Here is a 23927-nt window from a genome sequence, read left to right as displayed (position 1 = left end):
CCCCTGCGCAGCCCACCCGCCCGGCCCCCGACAGGTTCCTGTGGCGTCAGCCACGAAAGACGAACAAGAGATCAAAATCAAACGCCGATCGCTTCGCTCTCAGGCGTTTGATTTCCGCATTTCCCTGGTGGCCGGCCAGCGGCCGGCACGACCGGGAGCATCCACGCATGGCGTGGATCTACCGACAGATCGCGGAGATCCGTCGAAGGCGGGGTGGGTCCGGTTGCGGGGGTGTCCGCGGCATGGATGCCGCGGCCAAGCCCCCAGGGATGGGTTTACGGCGTCCCCCGCAACCGGATCCACCCTGCCATCCCACGGAATGCCAGCTTCTGCTGTTGCTGTTGAGGTTGCCGGCCAGCGGCCGGCACTACCGCTTCGGCGGGTGCCGGGCGCCGCCCGGCCGAAGCCTATCCCCGCTTCCGGTACAATGTCGGGCCCGTTTCCCAACTACGGTTCCCCGGACATGATGGTCCTCGAGGGCGCGCCCGCCCTGTCGCCGTTCCGCCGCGAACGTCTTGAATCCCGCCTGCAGTCCATCGCTCCCTCCCTGCGCATCAGCGGTGCCTGGCACGTCTACTTCGTGCAGGCCGAGGGCACTGCCGCCCCCGACGTCGATACCCTGTGCCGCATCCTGGAAGCCCGCCCGCAGTCCGAGGCGGTCGCTGACGGTGCGGTCAGCCGCATCGTGGTGCCGCGCCTGGGCACGCTGTCGCCGTGGTCGAGCAAGGCCAGCGAACTGGTCCGCGGTGCTGGCCAGCCGGTGAGCCGGGTCGAGCGCGGCCTGCGCATCGACGTGCAGGGCTGGCCGACAGACGCCGCCGCCCAGCAGGCGCTGGTCAAGGTGCTGCACGACCCGATGACGCAGTCGGTGCTGGAGCGCGTCGATCAGGGCCAGTCCCTGTTCTCGACCCCGGCCCGTGGCGAACTGGAGCGCGTGCCGGTGGACCAGCTGGAGGCCGCCAACCAGCGCCTCGGCCTGGCCATGGCGCAGGACGAGATCGACTACCTGCGCGAGCGCTTCACCGCGCTGGGCCGGTCGCCGTCGGACGTGGAACTGATGATGTTCGCGCAGGCCAATTCCGAGCACTGCCGGCACAAGATCTTCAACGCCAGCTGGACCATCGACGGCCAGGAGCAGGACCGCTCGCTGTTCCGGATGATCAAGAACACCCACCAGCAGACCCCGCAGCACACGCTCAGTGCGTACAGCGACAACGCGGCGGTGATCGAAGGCCATCCGGCCTCGCGCTATCGCCCGGACCCGGCCAGCGGCGAGTACCGCCGCGAACCGCAGGTGCCCAGCGCGTTCCAGATCAAGGTGGAAACGCATAACCACCCGACCGCAATCGCCCCGTTCCCGGGCGCGTCGACCGGCGCGGGTGGCGAAATCCGCGATGAAGGCGCGACCGGTCGCGGCGGCAAGCCGAAGGCCGGCCTGAGCGGTTTCTCGGTCTCGCACCTGCGCATTCCCGAGCTGCCGCAGCCGTGGGAAGCGCCGCGCGCGCTGAACCCGCGCATGGCGCCGGCGCTGGAGATCATGACCGACGGCCCGCTCGGCGGCGCTGCGTTCAACAACGAGTTCGGCCGCCCGGCACTGCTCGGCTACTTCCGCAGTTTCGAACTGCCGGAAGGCGCCGACCTGGTGCGCGCCTACGACAAGCCGATCATGCTGGCCGGTGGCCTCGGCGCCATTGATCGCGTGCAGGTCGACAAGATCCTGCTGCAGGACGGCGATGCCGTGATCGTGCTCGGCGGCCCGGCGATGCTGATCGGCCTCGGCGGCGGTGCCGCCAGTTCGGTCGCCTCCGGTGAAAGCGCCGAGGACCTGGACTTCGCCAGCGTGCAGCGCGACAACCCGGAGATGGAGCGTCGCTGCCAGGAGGTCATCGACCGCTGCGTGGCGATGGGTGCCAACAACCCGATCAAGTTCTTCCATGACGTCGGTGCAGGTGGCCTGTCCAACGCCATTCCCGAACTGCTGCACGATTCCGGCGTGGGCGGCATCATCGACCTGGGCAAGGTGCCCACCGACGATCCGTCGCTGTCGCCGATGCAGCTGTGGTGCAATGAGTCGCAGGAGCGCTACGTACTCGGTGTGGCGCAGGAGCGCCTGGCTGAATTCGCCGCGCTGTGCGCGCGCGAGCGCTGCCCGTTCGCTGCGGTCGGTGTCGCCACCGCAGCCGAACACCTGGTGGTGGCCTATGGTGCCGTGCCGGGCAACATCCCGGCCGATGCACCCATCGATTTGCCGATGGACGTGCTGTTCGGCAAGCCGCCGAAGATGCACCGTGATACCGCGCACCCGCCGGCACCACGCTGGCCGGCGCTGAAGACCGGTGGCCTGGATCTGCAGGAAGCCGGTCTGCGCGTGCTCGCGCATCCGACGGTAGCCTCCAAGAACTTCCTGGTCACCATCGGCGATCGTAGCGTGGGCGGCCTGACCGCGCGCGAGCAGATGGTTGGCCCGTGGCAGCTGCCGGTGGCCGACGTGGCGATCACCCTGGCCGATTTCGACGGCGTGGCCGGCGAGGCGATGGCACTGGGTGAACGCACGCCGCTGGCGCTGCTGGACGCTGCCGCTTCGGCCCGCATGGCCGTTGGCGAAGCATTGACCAACCTGTGCGCAGCCCCGGTCGACGCGCTCGATGAAATCAAGTTGTCGGCGAACTGGATGGCCGCTGCAGGCCACCCGGGCGAAGACGCGCTGCTGTACGACGCGGTGAAGGCGGTCGGCATGGAACTGTGCCCTCAGCTGGACATCAGCATCCCGGTGGGCAAGGACTCGCTGTCGATGCAGGCGCAGTGGCACGACCAGGGCGCGGCGCACAAGAGCGTGTCGCCGGTATCGCTGGTGATCACCGCGTTCGCGCCGGTGGCCGATGCACGCCAGCAGCTGACCCCGCTGCTGGACCGCGATATCGACAGTGAGCTGTGGTTGATCGGCCTCGGTGCCGGCAAGCAGCGCCTGGGCGGTTCGATCCTGGCCCAGGTGCACGCCGACCACGGCGACCTGCCGGCCTTCGCCGGTGCCGCCCCGGACCTGGACGATCCGCAGCGCCTGCGTGGCTTCTTCGAGCTGATCCGCGATGCACGCCAGTCCGGCCTGCTGCGCGCGTACCACGACCGCAGCGACGGTGGCGCGTTCGCCGCGTTGTGCGAAATGGCCTTCACCTCGCGCCTGGGCCTGGACATCACCCTCGACGCCTGGGGCGATGATCCGTTCCGCAGCCTGTTCAATGAAGAGCTGGGCGCCGTAGTGCAGATCGCCCGCGAAGACCGCGCTGCGTTCGCCGACCTGGTCGAGCGCCACGCGCTGACCGAATGCGCGCAGCGCATCGCCAAGCCGACCACCGCGCCGGTGGTGCGGGTGTCGCTGGGTGGTGATTCGCTGGCCGAATGGCGCTGGGAAGCGTTGTTCGACGCCTGGTGGTCGGTCACCCACGCCATGCAGAAGCGCCGCGACAATCCGGCCAACGCCGATGCCGAGCGCGAGATCGCCCGCGCCTTCACCGCGCCGGGCCTGAAGCCGAAGTTGAGCTTCGATCCCAATGAGGATGTCGCCGCACCGTTCGTGCAGACCGGGGCGCGTCCGCGCGTTGCGATCCTGCGCGAACAGGGCGTCAACGGCCAGATTGAAATGGCCAACGCCTTTGAACGTGCCGGCTTCCGCGCATTCGACGTGCACATGAGCGACCTCATTGAAGGCCGCGTGGCGCTGCAGGACTTCACCGGCCTGGTCGCCTGCGGCGGCTTCAGCTACGGCGACGTGCTCGGTGCCGGCCGCGGCTGGGCGACCTCGATCCTGGAACGTACTGCGCTGCGCGATGCCTTCGCCGCGTTCTTCGCGCGCGAGGACAGCTTCGCCCTGGGCGTATGCAACGGCTGCCAGATGATGAGCCAGCTGAAGGACATCATCCCCGGTGCCGAACACTGGCCGCAGTTCCGCCGCAACGCCAGCGAGCAGTTCGAAGCCCGCACCGCGCTGCTGGAAGTGGTGGAGTCGCCGTCGATCCTGCTGCGTGGCATGGCCGGTTCGCGCCTGCCGGTGGCGGTGGCGCACGGCGAAGGCCAGGCGGTGTTCGACAGCGCCGTCGACCAGGCCACAGCCCGCGTCGCGCTGCGCTACATTGATGGCAACGGCAACGTCGCCAGCCAGTACCCGCTGAATCCGAACGGTTCGCCCGACGGCATCACCGGCCTGACCAGCACCGACGGCCGGGTGACCATCATGATGCCGCACCCGGAGCGCACCCCGCGCGCGCTCAACCTGAGTTGGGCCCCGTCCGATTGGCAGGGTGATTCACCGTGGATGCGCATGTTCCGCAACGCACGGGTGTGGTGCGGTTGATCGCACGCGCATTGCGCAGCTGACGATGCCATCGCGTATGGAGAACCCGCCGGGAAACCGGCGGGTTTTTCTTTGTCCATACGGAAACTCCTGAACTGGCCATCAGTTACATGCGTTTTCATAAGTGAGGATTTCCTCACGTGCGCCTAACAAAATGCGTACATAAACAAGTGAAACAGTGAACTGCTTCACGGCAATGGGTTTTGCTGCGTCAAACTCTTGACGATCCGCAAAGATGCCGTTAACACTTGACCCCCGTTTCAAATCTGTTCATCCCGCAGTAACCGTACGGCGCATGCGCTCGGTTTTCTGTCCCTGCGCGCCGTTCGGCAATACCCGCAGTAAATCACGCGAATAAACGCCCCCAGGGGACGTTGGGCCACGAAGGCTCGGCGGTGGCGTTGCTTTGCCCAAAACCAGTCCAATCAGGAGCCGTACCGATGAATCGGATTTATCGCAAGGTCTGGAACAAAGCATTGGGTCAGTTGGTGGTGGCCTCGGAACTGGCCTCTTCCAGCTCATCAGGCGGGGTCGTCGACCAGCGCCGCGGTGCGACCGATGCCGCGCCGGCACGACTGGCTGCAGCGCTGGCCTTGGCAATGGGACTGGGCATGACCGGCGTCGCTGCGGCGCAGTCGGTCGAGATTGGGGGCAGCGCGAACTGCGTGGTGCTCAACAGCAAGGTGCTGGACAAGTGCGTGGTCGATGGCAGTGCCAGCGCCAAGGGCAGCAACGCGGTGGCGATTGGCGCGGGTACCAGCGCCACCGGCGCCAACAGCGTGGCGCTGGGCGCCGGTTCCAAGGCAACGCGCGCCAACACCGTTTCTGTCGGTGATGCCGGCAAGGAACGGCAGGTGACCAATGTCGCCGCCGGTACCGCCGCCACCGATGCGGTGAACAAGGCACAGCTGGATGCACAGGCGCGCGCCACGCAGGCCGCGCTTGCGCAGGCGGCGGCCGAGGGCAGCCGCTATTTCAAGGCCGATGGCGCTGGTGATGACAGCGACGCGGCAAAGATCGAAGGCCAGGGCGCCATCGCGGTCGGTAGTGGCAGCCAGTCGCTGGCCAACGCGACCACCGCGGTCGGCACCCAGGCGATTGCCGCAGGACTTGGTGCCAGTGCTTTCGGCCAGAACGCGCTCGCCTTCGGTGATGCCAGCGTAGTGGTCGGGCAGAGTGCGGCCGCCTTCGGCCTTGGCGATACGGCGGTAGGTGCAAGTGCCGTGGCCGCCAGCGAGAACGGTGCAGCCACCGCGTTGGGTGCACTGTCCGAAGCCAGCGCCGATGGCGCTACCGCGGTCGGCGCGGGTGCCGTGGCGATGGGCCCCGGCAGCACCTCGCTGGGCCGTGGTGCGACCGCCGCCAACGAAGCCTCCATTGCCGTCGGTGCGTTCAGCACGGCGGTGGGCGAATACAGCACCGCGCTGGGTTCCAATTCGGCGGCCGTGGCTACCGGCAGCGTGGCGCTGGGCGCCGGCTCGCTGGCCGACCGCGTCGATACCGTGTCGGTGGGTGCGGTCGACTACGGCCTGACCCGGCAGATCACCAGCGTTGCCGCCGGTACCGAAGATACCGATGCGGTCAACGTCGCTCAATTGAAGGACGTGGCAGCGGTAGCCGATACCACCGCCAAGCGATTCCAGGCCACCGGCAGCAGCAACAGCGATGCCGGTGCGTTGGCCGAGGGAGATGACGCGCTCGCCGCTGGCGAAGCCGCCAATGCGATCGGCAACGGTACGACCGCCGTCGGTGCAGGTGCGACCGCCGTCGCGCAGAACGCCACTGCGGTCGGCAACAACGCGCTTGCATCTGGCCAGAACAGCGCGGCCTTCGGCAACAACGCGCAGGCAGTCGGCCCGGGCAGCGTCGCCGTCGGCGGTGCTGCGGTGGATGCCGATGGCAATCCGCTGATCACCAGTGGTGGCGTGCCGGTAGAGACCGGCGCCACCAGTGCCGGGGTCGGTGGTACCGCCGTCGGCGCCAGCGCCGATGCCGGTGGTTTCGCCGCCTCGGCGTACGGCGTGGGTGCCTACGCGGCAGGTGCGCAGTCGTCGGCGTTCGGTGCGGTCTCCAATGCCATCGGCGACTACTCCACGGCCGTTGGTACGCAGAGCAACGCTACCGGCACCAGCAGCGTGGCCATCGGTGGTCCGGCCGACCTGATCCCGGGCCTGGGCTTCTTCGTGCAGACCCAGGCCAGTGGCGAAGCGGCCACGGCCGTCGGTGCCGGTGCCATCGCCAGCGGCAACCAGGCCGTGGCCAATGGCAGCCTGACCGAGGCCTCCGGTGCCGAATCCGTCGCAGTGGGCTACTTCGCCTATGCACCGGGCGAGAACGCCAGCGCGCTGGGTGCGCAGACCTGGGCCAGCGGTGCGCAGAGCACCGCCGTCGGCTACTACGCCACTGCGCGTGGTGCCAACAGCGTTGCACTGGGCGCCAATTCCGAAGCGGTGCGCGCCAACAGCGTGGCCGTGGGCAGTGCCGGCAACGAGCGGCAGATCACCAGCGTGGCGGCCGGCAGCGAAGCCACCGATGCAGTGAACAAGGCCCAGCTGGACGCCGTGGCCAGCACCGCCGACACCACCGCGCGCTTCTTCCAGGCGCAGCCGGAAAGCGGCAGCGATGCTGGCGCCTATGCAGAGGGCGAGGGTGCGGTAGCGGCGGGTTCGGCCAGCAACGCCATCGGTGCCGGCGCGCTGGCACAGGGCGCGGGCGCTGCGGCCATCGGCGCCGACAGCGTGGCGCTGGGTCGCAATACCTTCGCCGACGGTGACGGTGCGGTAGCCGTGGGTGGCCTCGGCCAGGCCTACGACGAATACAACCAGCCGCTGCTGGATGAGCAGGGCAACCCGGTGCAGATCGGCACCACCGCCTCGGCCGGTTCCACCGCCGTCGGCAATGCTGCGCAGGCGACCGGTGCCAGCAGCAGCGCCTTCGGCAATGCGGCACAGGCCACCGGCGACAACAGCTTCGCGGCAGGCGGCAAGTCGCGCGCTACCGGCAGCTATGCCGTCGCCGTCGGCGACAGCGCCTTCGCCAAGGCCGATGACAGCACCGCCGTAGGTGGCTACAGCACTGCCAGCGAGGAAGGCGCCACCGCCTTCGGTGCCGGCGCGTGGGCCACCGGCCGCAATGCCTCCGCGTTTGGTCCGGCGGCATGGGCCAGCGCCAACGGTGCCACCTCCATCGGCTACAACAGCTGGGCCAACGGCACCAGTTCCACCGCCGTCGGCCGCGGCGCCTTCAGCTACGGCGACAACAGTGTTGCGCTGGGCTTCCAGGCGCTGGGCAACAGCATCAACAGCATCGCCATCGGCACCAACACGGTGGCCGGCGGGGAAAGCGCGATCGCCCTGGGCGCGGGCAGCACGGCCAGTGGCAACAACGCGGTTGCGCTGGGAGCCGGTTCGGTGGCCAGCCGTGATCGCAGCGTGTCAGTGGGCAGCGCGGGCAACGAGCGGCAGATCACCAGTGTGGCGGCCGGTACCCAGGCCACCGATGCGGTGAACAAGTCGCAGCTCGACGCGGTTGCAGCCAGTGCCGCGACCACCAGCAAGTACTTCCAGGCCAGCGGCAGTGCCGACAGCGACGCCGGTGCCTACGTGGAAGGTGACAACGCGCTGGCCGCGGGTGAATCGGCCAACGCCATCGGCAACGGCGCAACCGCCCTCGGCAGTGGCGCCAATGCACTGGCCGGCAACGCACAGGCCATCGGCTTCAATGCCCTGGCCAGCGCGGCCAATGCCAGCGCCATCGGTGCCAACGCACAGGCGACCGGCGAATACGCCACTGCTCATGGTGCCGAGAGCGAAGCCAGCGGCGAGCAGAGTGCGGCCTTCGGCGCGGCCGCGGTGGCCAGCGGCGCTGGCAGCACCGCCAGCGGCGTGCTGTCCGAAGCCAGCGGCGAAGAAGCCGTGGCGGTAGGCTACTTCAGCAACGCCAGCGGTGAGGCCGCCACTGCGGTCGGCAGTGAAAGCGTGGCCAGTGGCACCGCTTCGGCAGCATTCGGCATTGGTGCCGAAGCGACCGGTGGCTACAGCACCGCCATCGGCGGTTACGCCAACGCCTCGGCATTCAACGCCACTGCCTTCGGCAACTTTGCCAACGCCTCCGGTTCCAACAGCGTCGCGCTTGGTGGCGATTCGGAAGCGTCCGGTGCCTACAGCACCGCCACCGGCCAGGGCAGCCTGGCTACCGGCACCAATGCCGTGGCCGTCGGTGGATCGTTGTTCGGCCTGCTGGCGACCGAAGCATCCGGCGACTATTCCACCGCGGTCGGTGGCGGCGCCTATGCGCCGGGCATCAACAGCACCGCGCTGGGCAATGCGGCTGAATCGCGCGGTGCCAACAGCGTGGCGCTGGGTGCCGATTCGATTGCCGACCGCGACAACACCGTGTCGGTCGGTGGCGGCGGCAACACCCGCCAGATCACCAACGTGGCCGCCGGTACCCAGGGTACCGATGCGGTGAACAAGGACCAGCTGGACGCGGTGGCTGCCGAAGGCGCAAAGACCAGCAAGTACTTCCAGGCCAGCGGCAGCGCCGACAGCGATGCCGGTGCCTACGTGGAAGGTGACAGCGCGCTGGCTGCCGGTGAAGCCGCCAATGCGATCGGCACCGGTGCCACCGCACTTGGCAGTGGCGCAACGGCGGTAGCCGCGAACGCTACGGCGGTGGGCTTCAACAGCCTGGCCAGCGGCGGCAATGCGGCCGCAGTGGGCAACAACGCGCAGGCGACCGGTGAAGACAGCGCGGCCCTCGGCAGCGGTGCGGTGGCCAGCGAAATCAGCACCACCGCGACCGGTGCAGGCGCGCAGGCGACGGCGGTGTACAGCACCGCCAACGGTGCCGAGGCAGTTGCCAGTGGTGCGCAGTCGCTGGCCAGCGGCTTCCGTTCGGCAGCCACTGCAGACGGCACCACGGCGGTGGGCGGCTACAGCGAAGCCAGCGGTCGCCTCGGCTCGGCGCTGGGCTATGGCACCGTGGCCAGTGGTGCCAACAGCACCGCTGCCGGTGTGTTCGCTGCGGCGTCGGGCGCCAGTTCGGTGGCCATGGGTGATTCCAGCGAAGCCAGCGGCGATGAGAGCGTGGCCATCGGTGGCAGCACCTTCTTCGGCCTGGTGCCGTCGCGTGCCAGTGGCTACGGCGCAGCGGCGTTCGGCGCCGGTGCCTGGGCTACCGACGACTACGCCACCGCCATCGGCTGGAACTCGTGGGCCGATGGCGCCGAGTCGACCGCGCTGGGTGCCAGCGCTACCGCCAACGGCGCCAACAGCGTGGCCCTGGGCGCAGGCTCCAAGGCTGACCGTGACAACACCGTCGCCGTCGGCAGTGCCGGCAGCGAACGCCAAGTGACCCACGTTGCCGCTGGCACCGAAGGCACCGATGCGGTCAACAAGAACCAGCTCGATGCTGTCGCCGCCACGGCGGACAAGACCAGCAAGTACTTCCAGGCCAGCGGCAGCGCCGACAGCGATGCCGGTGCCTACGTGGAAGGAGACAACGCACTGGCTGCCGGTGAAGCGGCCAATGCGATCGGCAACGGCGCCACCGCGCTCGGCAGTGGTGCCACGGCCATGGCCGCGAACGCGACCGCCGTGGGCTTCAACACGCTGGCCACGGGCAGCAATGCGGCCGCGGTGGGCAGCAACGCACAGGCCACCGGCGCAGACAGTGCCGCACTCGGCAACGGTGCGGTAGCCAGTGGCATCAGCGCCACCGCCACCGGCACGGCTGCACAGGCCAGCGGCGTCTACAGCACCGCCAACGGTGCGGAGGCTGTCGCCAGCGGTGCGCAATCGCTGGCCAGTGGTTTCCGCAGTGCGGCCTCGGCCGATGGCACCACCGCCATCGGTGGCTACAGCGAAGCCAGCGGCCGCCTCGGCACCGCACTGGGCTACGGCTCGGCGGCGACCGGTGCCAACACCACGGCTGTCGGCTTCGGTGCAGCAGCAGCAGGCAGCGGTGCGGTCGCCGTCGGTCAATCCAGCGAAGCCAGTGGCGCAGAGAGTGTCGCCATCGGTGGCAGCACCTTCTTCGGCCTGATCCCGTCGCGTGCCAGCGGTACCGGTGCGGCGGCCTTCGGTGCCGGTGCATGGGCCACCGACGACTACGCCACCGCGATCGGTTGGAATGCGTGGGCCGACGCGGCTGACAGCACCGCCCTGGGTGCCAGCGCTACGGCCAGCGCTGCCAACAGCGTCGCCCTTGGTGCGGGTTCGAAGGCGGACCGTGCCAACACGGTGGCCGTCGGCAGCGCAGGCAACGAACGCCAGGTCGCCCATGTTGCCGCTGGCACCGAGACCACCGATGCGGTGAACAAGGGCCAGCTGGATGCAGTGGCCAGTGTCGCCGACAAGACCAGCAAGCACTTCCAGGCCAGCGGCAGTGCCGACAGCGATGCCGGTGCCTACGTCGAAGGTGACAATGCGCTGGCGGCCGGTGAAGCGGCCAATGCGCTCGGCAATGGCGCCAGTGCGCTCGGCAGTGGTGCCACCGCGGTCGCGGCCAACGCCACCGCCGTCGGCTTCAATGCGCTGGCCAGTGGTGAAGACGGTGTGGCGATCGGCAGCAGCGCCAGCAGCACGGCCGGTGGCGCGATTTCCATCGGCGTGGAAAGCAGCAGCGCAGGCCCGGCCAGTGTGGCCCTCGGTGCGCAGTCCCAGGCGCAGGGCATCGGTGCGGTCGCCGTCGGCGGCATCGCCCAGGCCAACGGGCTGGCCGCAACCGCCGTCGGTTATGGCGCAACCGCTGATGGTCGCGAAGCCACCGCCGTCGGCAACTTCTCGTCGGCCAACGGCTGGCAGTCCACCGCCTACGGCGCCGGTGCCACGTCCGCCTTCTTCGGCACCGCGCTGGGCAGTGGCGCGCAGGCCGCCGAAGTGTCCACAGCCGTGGGCCAGGGCACCGTCGCGCAGATCGCCGGTGCTGGTTTCGGCGTGCAGGCGCGCGCCGGCCAGTTCGGTACCGCACTGGGCAACAATGCCACCACCGGGCTCAATGGCGTGGCGGTCGGCTTCAACGCGCTGGCCGGACAGGACGCCAACAGCGTCGGCACGGGCCAGTACACCACCGCGATCGGCAGCGAGGCATGGGCCACCGAGGACGGTGCCACCGTGGTCGGCTACAACAGCTATGCGCAGGCCACCAATGCCACCGTGCTGGGCAGCAATACCTGGACCACCAAGGACGCCGACAACAGCGTGGCGCTCGGTGCAGGTTCGCTGGCCGACCGTGCCAATGCGGTATCGGTGGGTGCGGCGCAGGAGTGGGTCGATGCTGCCGGGGTCAGCCACAGCGCGATCAACCGCCAGGTGACCAACGTGGCCGCCGGTACCCAGGCCAACGATGCGGTGAACAAGGGCCAGCTGGATGCAGTGGCCTCCACCGCCGACGCCACCAGCAGGCACTTCCGTGCCAACGGCAGCGGCACCGCCACTGCCAGCGGTACCAACGCAGTGGCGGTGGGCTCCAGTGCCACTGCCAGTGGCAACCGCAGCAATGCACTGGGCAGCAACGCCAGCGCCGTCGGCAACGCATCACTGGCCGTAGGCGCCAATGCCGCCGTCACCGGCAGCAACTCAGTGGCACTCGGTGCCGGCGCGCGTGCGGTGGATGCAAACGTGGTGTCGGTCGGTGGCGGCAACGGCACTGATGGTCCTGCTACGCGCCGCATCGTCAACGTTGCCGATGGCCGCATCGCCGCCGGCAGCAGCGACGCCGTGACCGGTTCACAGCTCAACGTCACCAACCAGCGCGTGGGTGCGGTGGAAACCCGGGTCGGTGATTTCGACTCGCGCATCGCCACCGTTGAAACCAGCGCGGCCAGCTCGGTCGGCTACGACGATGCCAGCCGTGACCGCCTGACCCTGGCCGGTATCCAGGGCACCACCATCGACAACGTCGGCGCCGGCAGCATCGCCTCCGGCAGCCGCCAGGCGATCAACGGTGGGCAGCTGTTCCAGTCGCTCAGCGATGCCGCCAGCTTCCTCGGCGGCGGTGCCAGCGTCGGCATGCAGGGCGTGTTCGTCGCGCCGAACTATGTGATCCAGGGGTCCACCTACAGCAACGTCGGCGACGCGCTGGGCGCACTGGACCGCAAGGTCAGCGAGATCGATCGTCGCACCGCCAGCGGCACGCGTTCCGGCGCGGCCAGCCTGCGTTCGATGGCCGCTCCGCTGGACGCAGACGCGTCCAACGTGGCCACGGCGTCGGCTGCCACCGACGCGAGCCTGGCTGATGGCGGATCGGCAACGGCCCGTGTGCAGGGCACGCCGACCGCTGCCAGCGCAGGCAGTGCTCAGCCAGCACTGGTCGCAGGCGGTGGCGTCAACGCCGTCGCGATGGGCGATGGCGCAGTCGCCAGCGGTGCATCGTCCACCGCTGTCGGCCAGGGCGCGAGTGCAACGGCGGCCAATGCGGTGGCGCTGGGCCAGGGCTCGGTTGCCGATCGCGCCAACACCGTCTCGGTCGGCAGTGAGGGCAACGAACGCCAGGTCACCAACGTGGCGGCCGGTACCACCGCAACCGATGCGGTCAACAAGGGCCAGCTGGATCGTGGCATCACCACCGCCAACAGCTACACCGACAGCCGCGTTCAGGCAGTCACCGACAGCTTCGATGTGTTCAAGGGCGAAGTTGATGGACGCCTGCGCCACATGGATCGCCGCATCGACCGCCAGGGCGCGATGAGCGCAGCGATGCTCAACATGGCCACCAGTGCCGCCGGCATCCGCACCCAGAACCGGGTCGGCGTCGGCATCGGTTTCCAGGGCGGCGAGTCGGCCATGTCGCTGGGCTACCAGCGTGCGATCAGCGATCGCGCCACGGTCACCGTCGGTGGTGCCTTCAGCAGTGATGACAGCTCGGTCGGCGTCGGTGCCGGCTTCGGCTGGTAAGTGCGCAACAACGTGCCGGTGGGCATCCCATCGGCACGTCGAGCAGTGAGCGCCAAAGGGGCGTGGCACGGCAACCCTGGTGGGCCAGCCAGGGCAGTCGCAGGGAGTGATGGCCGTAGTGAGCTCCGCCCGTGCAACGGGCGGAGAAGGAAAGCTCAACCATGACCTTGAAGAGGATTTCGAACGTGACCAAGAAGCAGACCCTTCGCATCAATGTGCTGGCTGCCGCCGTGTTGTCGCTGACTGTCGGCGTCGGTGCGGCGCATGCGGCCAAGCCGGGCGTGGCCAAGGAGCCGGCGCGCGTGGCCAGCACTGCCCAGCAGAGCGTGGACGGCATCATCGTGAAGTACCGCAACGGCACCGCGGCCGCCAGCGATCGTTCGACCAAGCTCTCGGTCGTGCAGTCGGCACTGTCGCGTGCCATCGTCAGCAGCGGCACCACCAGCCGTGCTGCGGCACTTTCCCCGCTGGTGGAGCGCAAGCTCGGTACCGGTGGCGACCTGATCCGCCTGAAGTCCCGGCTGGGCTCGGCCGACATGCAGAAGGTACTGGCTGAACTGAATGCCGATCCGTCGGTGCAGTACGCGGTGGCCAACGTGCGCCTGCAGCGCTCGGACCTGCGTGCCACCAATGCGCAGCCGGCACTGGTGCCCAACGATCCCAACTACGCGCAGTACCAGTGGAACTTCTTCAACGCCACCGGTGGTGTGAATGCACCGGCCGCGTGGGATCTCTCGCAGGGCGAGGGCATCGTGGTCGCCGTGCTCGATACCGGCATCCTGCCGGGCGTGCCGGATTTCGGCAGCAACCTGCTGGAAGGCTACGATTTCATCAGTGACAAGGAATCCTCGCGCCGCCCGAACGATGGCCGCGCACCGGGTGCCACCGACTACGGCGACTGGGTGGAAACGGCCAACGAGTGCTACACCGGTTCCGAACCGGAAGGCAGTTCCTGGCACGGCACGCACGTGGCCGGCACCATTGCCGAGGTGACCAACAACGGCAGTGCCCTGGCAGGCCTGGCCTACAAGGCCAAGGTGTTGCCGGTGCGCGTGCTGGGCAAGTGCGGCGGCACCCTGGCCGACATCAGCGACGCCATCACCTGGGCGTCGGGCGGCACCGTGCCGGGCATTCCGGCCAACACCAATCCGGCGGAAATCATCAACATGAGCCTGGGTGGTGGTGGCGCCTGCGATGCCGCCTATCAGGACGCGATCAACGGCGCCGTGTCGCGCGGCACCCTGGTGGTGGTCGCGGCCGGCAATGAAACCGACAACGCGTCCAAATACCGTCCGGCCAGCTGCAACAACGTGGTGGCGGTGGGTGCGACCCGTGTCACCGGTGGCATCACCTATTACTCCAACTACGGCACCGCGGTCGACCTGTCGGCCCCGGGCGGTGGCGGCAGTGTCGACGGCAACCCGAACGGCTACATCTGGCAGGTCGGTTCCAGTTCGGAAACCACCCCGGACGCCGGTGAGTGGGTGCTGATGGGCAAGGGCGGCACTTCCATGTCCTCGCCGCACGTTGCCGCGGTGGCTGCCATGGTGCAGAGCGCGCTGATCGCCAAGGGCAAGGAGCCGCTGGCCCCGGCCGCGCTGGAAACCCTGCTCAAGCAGTCGGCGCGCAAGTTCCCGGTGACCATCCCGGCGGCCACCCCGATCGGTACCGGCATCCTCGATGCCAAGGCCGCACTGGATGCTGCGCTGAAGGAGCCGTGCACCGAGAACTGCGAGCCGGAAGGCATTCCGCTGACCAACAAGGTGACCGTGGGCGGGCTGGCCGGTGCGGCCGCCAGCGAAACCGTCTATACCTTCGAAGCGGCTGCCGGCAAGACGCTGAGCGTGCTGACCTACGGCGGCAGCGGCAACGTGTCGGTGTACCTGGCGCAGGGCCGCGTGCCCACCGCGACCGACAACGATGCCAAGTCGACCCGCCCGGGCAATACCGAAACCGTGCGCGTGGCCAAGCCGGTGGCCGGTACCTACTACATCAAGGTGGTGGGTGAGGCCGCTTACAGCGGGGTGAGCATCCTGGCGACCCAGTAATAACCGACTGTCGTAAATGAATAAGCGGGGCCCGTCACCTGTGTGACGGGCCTCGTCTTTTTACGAAAGAAGAACCGGAGCGGGTGGAAACCACGGCTTAACTGCTAAAGTCGGGACGATCGACAGGAGAGTCACGTGAACGCGCTCGCTGCCACCGCCATCGACGACACTGAAGGCCGCATCCTCGATGCGCTGCTGGCACGTGGTCGGCTCAAGGAAGGAGATCTGGCACGTGCGCGGCCGCTGCATGCCGAGTCCGGTGGCAGCCTGCTTGGGCTGCTGGTACGGCTTGGGCTGGTGTCCGAACGTGACCAGGCGCAGGCCAGCGCCGATGTGCTGGGCCTGCCGCTGCTGGAAGGACGGCAGCTGCCTGAATCGCCACCGCAGGCGCTGGCCGAAGGCCTGCCGCTGTCGCTGCGCTTCCTCAAGCAGTTCCACGTGTGCCCGCTGGCGCTGGATGAACACGGCGTGCAGCTGTGGCTGGCCGATGCTCACGACCCTTACCCGCAGCAGGCCGTGCAATTGGCACTGGGCGTGCCGGTCACGCCGCTGTTGGGCATGCGTGCAGAGATCGATGACCTGGTCGAGCGCTGGTTCGGCCAGGGCCGCAGCGCGATGGGGGCGATCGTGGAAACCGCCGATGGCGAAGGCGGCGCAGTGGATGATATCGAGCACCTGCGCGATCTCGCCTCTGAAGCGCCGGTGATCCGCCTGGTCAACCTGGTCATCCAGCGCGCGGTCGAACTGCGCGCGTCGGACATCCACGTCGAGCCTTTCGAAAACCGACTCAAAGTGCGTTACCGCGTCGATGGCGTGCTGGTCGAAGGCGAGAGCCCGCCGGCCAACCTGACCGCCGCGGTGATCAGCCGCATCAAGATCATGGCCCGGCTCAACATCGCCGAGCGCCGCTTGCCGCAGGACGGCCGCATCATGCTGCGCGTGCAGGGCAAGGAACTGGACCTGCGTGTCAGCACGGTGCCCACCGCGCACGGCGAAAGCGTGGTGATGCGTCTGCTTGATCGCGAGACGGTGGTGTTCGACTTCCATCGGCTGGGCTTCACCGATGCTTTCCTGCCGCAGTTCCGCAAGGTGCTTGAACAGCCGCACGGCATCCTGCTGGTGACCGGTCCCACCGGTTCGGGCAAGACCACCACGCTGTACACCGCGCTGAGCCAGCTCAACACCGCCGACGTCAAGATCATCACCGTTGAAGATCCGGTCGAGTACCAGATCGAGGGCATCAACCAGATCCAGGCCAAGCCGCAGATCGGGCTGGATTTCGCCAATGCGCTGCGCAGCATCGTGCGCCAGGATCCGGACATCATCATGATCGGCGAAATGCGCGACCTGGAAACCGCGCGCATCGCGATCCAGTCGGCGTTGACCGGCCACCTGGTGCTGTCCACGCTGCATACCAACAATGCCGCGGGCGGCATCACCCGCCTGCTCGACATGGGCGTGGAAGACTATCTGCTCACCTCCACCATCAACGGCATCCTGGCCCAGCGCCTGGTGCGCCGGCTGGAGCCAACCCACGCCGAGCGCTATGAAGCCTCGCCGGAAGAAATCGAGCGCTTCGACCTGCGCCGCCTGCAGCCGCAGGGGACGATCCACCTGTATCGGCCGAAGCCATCGGCGCTGGCGCCGACCGGCTACCTGGGGCGCACCACCATCATGGAATTCCTGGTGATGAACGACGCGCTGCGCCGTGCGGTGATGCGCCGCGATGGCATGGGCGAGATCGAACGCATCGCCCGTGAAGCCGGCATGCGCACCATGTACGAGGACGGCCTGAGCAAGGCCCTGAGCGGGCAGACGACCCTTGAGGAAGTCCTGCGCGTGACCGAGGAAGGCTGATGCGCGCGCAGGGACGACGCTGACATGCCGAACTACCGTTACAAGGCGCTCAATACACACGGTGAAGTGTTCGACGGGCAGATGGAAGCGGCCAGCGAGGCCGAGCTGGTCGCTCGCCTGCAGGACCAGGGCCATCTGCCGATGGAAACGCAGCTGGCCGACGGTGGTGCGGTTGGCGGCAGCAGCCTGCGCGGCCTGTTCCGCCAGCGTCCGCTGCAGGGCGCGGCATTGCTGCAGTTCACCCAGCAGCTGGCGACGCTGCTCGGTGCCGGGCAGCCACTGGACCGCGCGCTGTCGATCCTGCTCAGCCTGCCCGAAGACGAGCGCTCGCGCCGCGCGATCACCGACATCCGCGACGTGGTGCGCGGTGGCGCGCCGTTGTCGACCGCGCTGGAGCGCCAGCACGGCCTGTTCTCGCGCCTGTACGTGAACATGGTGCGCGCCGGTGAAGCCGGTGGCAGCCTGCACGACACACTGCAACGCCTGGCCGATTACCTTGAACGCAGCCGTGCGCTGCAGGGCAAGGTGATCAACGCGCTGGTCTACCCGGCGATCCTGCTGGTGGTGGTGGGTGGTGCGCTGCTGTTCCTGCTGGGTTATGTGGTGCCGCAGTTCGCACAGATGTACGAAAGCCTGGACGTGGCGCTGCCGTGGTTCACCAACCTGGTGCTGCAGCTGGGCTTGTTCGTGCGTGACTGGTGGGTGCTGCTGCTGGTGGTGCCGGGCGTGCTGCTGCTGTTGTTCGAACGCAAGGCGCGGCAGCCCGCGTTCCGTCTGGCACTGGATGGCTGGCTGCTGCAACGCCGCGGCATCGGCCGCCTGCTGGGCGAGCTGGAAACCGCGCGGCTGGCGCGCACCCTGGGGACACTGCTGCGCAACGGCGTGCCACTGCTGGGCGCGCTGGGCATCGCCCGCAACGTCCTTGGCAACCGCGCCCTTGCGGCAGACCTGGAGACCGCCGCCGACGAGGTCAAGAACGGCACCGGCTTGTCGCTGGCGTTGTCGCGCGGCAAACGTTTTCCCCGGCTGGCGCTGCAGATGATCCAGGTTGGCGAGGAGTCCGGCGCACTCGATACCATGCTGCTGAAAGCTGCTGATACTTTCGAACAGGACAGTGCCCGCCGCATCGACCGCCTGCTGGCGGCGATGGTGCCGGCGATCACCCTGGTGCTGGCCTCGGTGGTCGGCGCGGTGATCGTGGCCGTGCTGGTGCCGTTGTACGACCTTACCAACGCCATCGGCTGACGATGGCCTCCTTCGCAACCCCGACATCCCGTACCTGAAAGGACCGACCATGATTGCTTCCCGTCGACCGATCCGCCTTTCCTTCACCGCCGCACGTCACCAGTCGGGCATGAGCCTGCTGGAGATCATCATCGTCATCGTGCTGATCGGCGCAGTGCTGACTCTGGTCGCCAGCCGCGTGCTCGGCGGCGCCGATCGTGGCAAGGCCAACATCGCCAAGGCGCAGGTGCAGACCGTTGCCTCCAAGGTCGACAACTACCAGATCGACACCGGCAAGCTGCCCGCCTCGCTCAACGACCTGGTGACCGCACCGGCCGGCGTCGGTGGCTGGCTGGGCCCGTATGCCAAGCCTGCCGACCTCAACGACCCGTGGGGCCACGCGCTGGAGTACCGCGCACCGGGCGAGGGCCAGGCGTATGAACTGATCAGCCTGGGCAAGGACGGCAAGGCCGGCGGCAGCAGCGTCGACGCTGACATCCGCTACCAGCCGTAAGCGCGCATGCTGCTTTTCCTGCCGCGCCGGGTGTCACGCCCGCGCCTGCACGGCAGGCGCGCGGCGGGCCTGTCGCTGCTGGAAATGCTGCTGGTGATCGCGTTGATCGCGGCCATCGGGCTGATCACCGCCGCTGGCATGTCGCGCGGCTTTGCCGGCATGCAGCTGCGCAGTGCCGGCAAGGACATCGCCAACCAGCTGCGCATGGTGCGCGCGCAGGCCATTGCCCGCGGCGAACCGCAGCGCTTCGTGATCGAACCGGCGCAGCATCGTTGGCAGGGCGCCAGCCAGCGCCACGGTGAAGTGCCGGCCAAGCTGAAGGTGCAGTTCGAAGGTGCCGCGCAGCTGGCCACTGCGCCCGGCCAGGGCGTGATCGAATTCCATCCCGACGGCGGCTCCAGTGGCGGCCGCATCCGCCTGCAGCTGGACAGCGCCGAATGGCGCATCGATGTGGGCTGGTTGACCGGTGAAGTCCGTTCCGGACCGTGGCGGGCCCAATGAGGTCGCGCGCCCGTGGCTTCACCCTGCTGGAAGTGATCGTTGCCTTCGCCTTGCTCGGGTTGGCGTTGACGCTGTTGCTGGGCAGCCTGTCCGGTGGCGCGCGGCAGGTGCGCGATGCCGAGCTGCGCACGCGCGCGGTGCTGCACGCGCAATCGTTGCTGGCCGCTGCCGGCGTGGAAGCGCCGCTGCAGGCCGGCAGCCAGCAGGGCGAGTGGGAGCAGGGGCGTTATCACTGGCAGCTGCAGGTGCAGCCCTGGGCCGAGCCGCGTAGTGGTGCACTGCCCGCTGCGCAGTCGCCGGGCGCACCCTGGCTGGCGGAACTGCAGCTGCAAGTGCGCTGGGGCGACAGCGAGCGCGAGCAGTTGCGCTGGCGCAGCCTGCGTCTGTTGCCGCCCGCGCTGGAGAATGCGCGATGAGGCGCCGCGCGCGGGGCTTCACCCTGATCGAAGTGATGCTGGCCACGGTGCTGCTGGCAGGCGGCCTGGCGTTGGCGTTCGCCAGCGTGCGCTCGGCGATGGCGATCAGCCAGCGCGGTGAGCAGATTGCCGCGCAGAGCGAACGCATGCGCGCAGTGCAGGCCCTGCTGCGGCGCCAGCTCGCCAGCGCCCTGCGCAGCCCGCTGGAAGTGCCCGATCCTACCCGCGAACCGGTGTTCTTCCAGGGTGACGATCAGGGCATGCAGTTCGTTGCCGACCTGCCGGGCTATCTCGGTCGCGGCGGCCCCTACCTGCATGCGCTGCAGGTGGATGGCGCAGCCGGCCACCGCCGCTTGCTGCTGGAACTGGTGCTGCTGCAGGAAGGCGAGCGCATCGAAGAGAACCCGCCGCGCCCGCCCGAAGTGCTGGCGGACGAGTTGAAGGACGTAAGGCTGCGCTATCGCGGTGTCGACGCCAGCAACGGGCAGTTGACCGAATGGTTGCCACGCTGGGAGGACACCCGTCGCCTGCCGTTGCTGGTGGAGGTGCAGATCGTGCCAACCCGGGGCACGCCATGGCCGCCGCTGGTGGTGGCACTGCGGGCTGGCGGCAGCGGAGGCGCGCGATGAAGCGTCCACGTGGTGCCGCGCTGGTCCTGGTGCTGTGGCTGATCGCGCTGATGACCGCACTGGTCGGCGCTTTTGCGCTCAGCGCACGGGTCGAACACCTGCAGCAGCGGGTGCTCGGTGACGATGCACGCGGCCAGGAGCGCGCCCGTGCGGGCCTGGAGTACGCGCTGCTGCGGTTGCAGCCAGACCCGCAGCGTCCACCGTGGCAGGCCGACGGCCGGGCCTATCGCTGGCAGTTCGACGACGCCCGCATCGAGATCCGGGTGCTGGACGAGAACGGCAAGATCAACCTCAACCTGGCCGATGCGGCCCTGCTGTCCGCATTCATGCAGGCACTGGGCGAGCCAGCAGAAAGCGCCAGGCAGCTGGCCGGTGCGATCATCGACTGGCGCGACGAAGACAGCCTGCTGCAGCCCGGTGGTGGTGCCGAAGCGCCCGAGTACGCCGCCGCAGGCCTGCCCTATGGCCCGCGCAACAAGCGCTTTGAAACCCTGGGCGAACTGCAGCGGGTGCTGGGGATGCGCGGGCCGCTGTATGCCGCGATGCTGCCGCACCTGACGCTTTACAGCCGGCAGGCGCGACCGGATCCACGCTTCGCCAGTGGCCCGGTGTTGACCGCAATGGGCCTGGATGCGGAACAACTGCTGGCGCAACGCGCCCAGCAGGAGCGTGACGGAGATAACGCTGCGGGTGCATCGGCGCTTGCCAGCGGCAGTGGCACCTATAGTATCGAGTCCCGCGCCACTGACGGCAGCGGACGCCTGTCGGTGCTGCAGGCGGTGGTGCGCAACGGATCGGGCGGGGTGCCCGGCCGGACCTACACAGTGCTTCGCTGGGAGCAGGGAATGGCAGCAAGATGACGGCGTGGCAGGACAGTCTGCGGCAGGTGCAGGGCCAGATCGGCCCCGGTGCCGGCCGTTTCCTGCGCTGGTGGCGGCAGTCGTTGCTGGCCTGGGTGCCGATGCGTTGGCAATGGGCGCTGGGCTGGTCGCAGACCCGCCTGCTGCTGCAGTGCGAAGACGGGCAGTTGCAGGTCTGGCGCGAAACCGGTGACGGCCTCGAGCCTGTAGCCCGCCTTCCATGGCCGCTGCAACCGGCGGACCTGGACCGCGTGCTGGAGCTGCGCCTGCGCAGCCTGCCACGGGTGTGGCTGCTGCCGGCCGGGCAGGTCCTGCGGCGTACTCTGCGCCTGCCTGCCGCAGCCGCTGACCGCCTGCGTGCGGTGGTCGGCTACGAGATCGACCGGCAGACACCGTTCGAAGCCAGCCAGGTCAGCTATGACATCCGTGAGCTGGGCAGTGCCGGCGAAGGCCTGCTGCAGGTGGAGCTGGTGGCCTGGCCGCTGCGCCAGCTGGATGACTGGCGCGCGCAGATCGGAGCGTGGGCCGACGTGCTGGCCGGTGTCGATGCGATCGATGCCCAGGGCCGCGCGCTGCAGGTCAACCTGCTGCCGCCCGCGCAGCGTCAGCAGCGACCGGACCCGATGCGGCGCTGGAATCTGCTGCTTGCCATGGCTGCCCTGGTGATGCTGGTGCTGGCGGCGATGCAGCTGCTGGACAACCGTCGTGACGCCGTCGATGCGCTGCGCGCAGACGTCGAGCGCAGCGCCCGCAGTGCGCGTGGCGTGGCCAGCGAACGCAGCCAGCTGCAGGCGCTGCTGGATGGAGCGGCGTTCCTGGAAACACAGCGCAACCAGCGCGCCAGTACCGTCGAAGTCTGGAACGAGCTGACCCGACGCCTGCCCGATGGCACCTACCTGGAAAAACTGGCGATCGAGAACAACAGCCTGCAGTTGATCGGCCTCAGCAGCGAAGCATCTCAGCTGGTCCCGTTGCTGCAGGACGCGCCGCAGTGGCGCAAGGTCAATCTCACCGGCGTGCTGCAGGCTGACGGTGCCGCCAGTGGCCGCGACCGCTTCACCCTGACCGCCGAGCTGCAGCCATTGCCTTCGGCAGCACCGGCGCCGGCACCCGCCCCGACTGCAACCACGGAGGCGGCCAATGCCGATGCCAAGCGCACGCCGTGACCGCTGGCTGGCACTGGCACTGCTGTTGGCAGTGCTGGGCCTGGCCTACCTGCTGCTGGTGCACCCGTGGTTCACCCAGCCGCTGCGCGCGATCGATGCCGATGCCGCTGCCCTGCGCGAGCGCCAGCAGCGCGTGCAGGCGCAGCTGCAGCAGCAGCCGCAGATCGAACAGCGGCTGCGCGCGACCCGCGACGCCCTGCAGCAGCGCCCGGGTTTCCTGCAGGAAGCCACCGCCGAGGCCGCTGCGGCCGCGCTCGGCGCACGCCTGCAGGATGCGGTGGCGATGGCCAGCCCGGGCAACCGCAGCTGCACCATCAGCAACCGCACCCCATTGAGCGACAACCGTCGCGATGCCGCCTTCGTGCGCGTGGCCATGCAGGTGCGCCTGCGCTGTGGCGTGGCCGAACTGGCCACCGTGCTGCACAGTCTGGAGACCGGCAGCCCGCGCCTGTTCGTGGACAACCTCAACCTGATCGCGCAGCGCTTCCAGCAATCGCCGAACGAATCCGGCCTCGGCCTGGATGTGTCCTTCGAGCTGGCCGGCTACCTGTTGCCGGGTGCTGCCGCCGATTCCTCCACAGCGCCCGTGGCCACACCGCCTGCAGCGGCGCCGGTGGTGTCGCCGCCGGCACCTGTACCTGCACCAGCGGAGCAGCCTGCTGCCGATGCGCAGGAGGTGGCCGATGAAGCTTGAGCAGATCAACCTGCGCACCGGGTTGTTGCTGGCGGTGGCCGGATGGGCTGCGGCGACCTGGCTGGCCACCGGCTTCGGGCTGGGCAGCCAGCTGCCCACGGTCAGCACAGAGGGCGACGCGCAGGCCGCGTTGCCGGCGCTGCCCGTGCTGGCGCCCGAACGCATGGCCGGCGCAGACAGCTATAGCGTGATCAGCGAACGGCCCCTGTTTGCCGAAGACCGCAAGCCGCGCCCGTATCTGCTGGGGGGCAGCGAAGCGGCCGCCAGTCCCGCGCTGCGCCTGACCGGCGTGCTGATGACCCGTGATTTCAGCATGGCCACCTTCACCACCGAGCAGGGCCGGTCGCTGCGCCTGCGCCTCAATGGCGATGCAGTCGATGGCTGGCAACTGGTCGCATTGGAACCGCGCCAGGCCACGGTGATCGGCTCCAGTGGCAGCCAAGTGCTGGAGCTGGCCGTGTTCAATGGCCAGGGCGGTGAAGCGCCGACCGCGCTGCGCGGGGCCAATGGCACACCGCCTGTGCCCGGCGCGGTGGTTCCGCCGCCACAGCCAACGCCCAGCCAGACCCTGCCCAACCCCCGTGCCGCCGATGGCAATGTGGCTCCCGCCTCGCCTGCACCGGCCGCAGCCGCCGCACCCCCTGCAAATACCAACGGTCCCAGCGAAGCGCAGATGCAGGCCATCCGCGAACGCATCCAGGCCCGCCGCCGTCAGCTGCAGCAACAGCAGCAACAACCGTCGCCGCCCCCGGGCGATGGCACCAACCGATAGA

At 68.7% G+C, this 23927-nt stretch carries 13 protein-coding genes; all 13 read left to right on the top strand.

What is annotated here, in order from left to right; translation table 11 throughout:
* The first annotated feature begins 463 nt into the window (after positions 1 to 463).
* Positions 464 to 4348 (top strand): phosphoribosylformylglycinamidine synthase, encoded by a 3885-nt coding sequence (purL, locus tag AB4Y98_RS16040; protein ID WP_363729737.1) that lies wholly within the window; start codon positions 464 to 466, stop codon positions 4346 to 4348.
* Between the two features lie 440 nt (positions 4349 to 4788).
* On the top strand, positions 4789 to 13245 hold the full coding sequence (locus tag AB4Y98_RS16035; RefSeq protein ID WP_363729739.1) for an ESPR-type extended signal peptide-containing protein: 8457 nt from the start codon (positions 4789 to 4791) through the stop codon (positions 13243 to 13245).
* Positions 13246 to 13406: 161 nt separating this feature from the next.
* On the top strand, positions 13407 to 15293 hold the full coding sequence (locus AB4Y98_RS16030) for a S8 family peptidase (protein ID WP_032977158.1): 1887 nt from the start codon (positions 13407 to 13409) through the stop codon (positions 15291 to 15293).
* Positions 15294 to 15428: 135 nt separating this feature from the next.
* Positions 15429 to 17150 carry a type II secretion system ATPase GspE gene (gene gspE, locus AB4Y98_RS16025; protein ID WP_099820353.1) on the top strand — a complete coding sequence of 574 codons (1722 nt, stop codon included), beginning with the start codon at positions 15429 to 15431 and terminating at the stop codon, positions 17148 to 17150.
* Between the two features lie 24 nt (positions 17151 to 17174).
* On the top strand, positions 17175 to 18395 hold the full coding sequence (gene xpsF / locus AB4Y98_RS16020; protein WP_442244688.1) for a type II secretion system protein XpsF: 1221 nt from the start codon (positions 17175 to 17177) through the stop codon (positions 18393 to 18395).
* A gap of 49 nt (positions 18396 to 18444) precedes the next feature.
* Entirely contained in the window at positions 18445 to 18888 is a 444-nt protein-coding gene (gene gspG / locus AB4Y98_RS16015; RefSeq protein ID WP_032951922.1) for a type II secretion system major pseudopilin GspG, read from the top strand.
* A gap of 6 nt (positions 18889 to 18894) precedes the next feature.
* On the top strand, positions 18895 to 19389 hold the full coding sequence (gene xpsH / locus AB4Y98_RS16010; RefSeq protein WP_127564701.1) for a type II secretion system protein XpsH: 495 nt from the start codon (positions 18895 to 18897) through the stop codon (positions 19387 to 19389).
* The gene (xpsI, locus tag AB4Y98_RS16005; protein ID WP_025876704.1) at positions 19386 to 19805 is read left to right on the top strand and encodes a type II secretion system protein XpsI; all 420 of its coding nucleotides are present in this window, start codon (positions 19386 to 19388) and stop codon (positions 19803 to 19805) included. The genes xpsH and xpsI overlap by 4 nt, the downstream gene beginning before the upstream one ends.
* Positions 19802 to 20434 (top strand): type II secretion system protein J, encoded by a 633-nt coding sequence (locus tag AB4Y98_RS16000; protein WP_442244687.1) that lies wholly within the window; start codon positions 19802 to 19804, stop codon positions 20432 to 20434. The genes xpsI and AB4Y98_RS16000 overlap by 4 nt, the downstream gene beginning before the upstream one ends.
* Complete coding sequence (locus tag AB4Y98_RS15995; RefSeq protein ID WP_117309501.1) at positions 20431 to 21294, top strand: general secretion pathway protein GspK; 864 nt, start codon at positions 20431 to 20433, stop codon at positions 21292 to 21294. The genes AB4Y98_RS16000 and AB4Y98_RS15995 overlap by 4 nt, the downstream gene beginning before the upstream one ends.
* The gene (locus AB4Y98_RS15990; RefSeq protein ID WP_442244686.1) at positions 21291 to 22460 is read left to right on the top strand and encodes a PilN domain-containing protein; all 1170 of its coding nucleotides are present in this window, start codon (positions 21291 to 21293) and stop codon (positions 22458 to 22460) included. The genes AB4Y98_RS15995 and AB4Y98_RS15990 overlap by 4 nt, the downstream gene beginning before the upstream one ends.
* Positions 22435 to 23154, top strand: a complete 720-nt coding sequence (gene gspM / locus AB4Y98_RS15985; RefSeq protein ID WP_425518182.1) for a type II secretion system protein GspM — start codon at positions 22435 to 22437, stop codon at positions 23152 to 23154. The genes AB4Y98_RS15990 and gspM overlap by 26 nt, the downstream gene beginning before the upstream one ends.
* The gene (locus AB4Y98_RS15980; RefSeq protein WP_363729748.1) at positions 23144 to 23926 is read left to right on the top strand and encodes a hypothetical protein; all 783 of its coding nucleotides are present in this window, start codon (positions 23144 to 23146) and stop codon (positions 23924 to 23926) included. Before gspM ends, AB4Y98_RS15980 begins: the two co-directional genes overlap by 11 nt.
* Position 23927 lies beyond the last annotated feature (1 nt).

Origin of the sequence: Stenotrophomonas sp. 2YAF26, assembly GCF_052114625.1 — a bacterium.
Taxonomy (GTDB): domain Bacteria; phylum Pseudomonadota; class Gammaproteobacteria; order Xanthomonadales; family Xanthomonadaceae; genus Stenotrophomonas; species Stenotrophomonas indicatrix.
The sequence above is the reverse complement of the archived record's forward strand: the minus strand, read 5'-3'. Positions and strand labels throughout refer to the sequence as shown.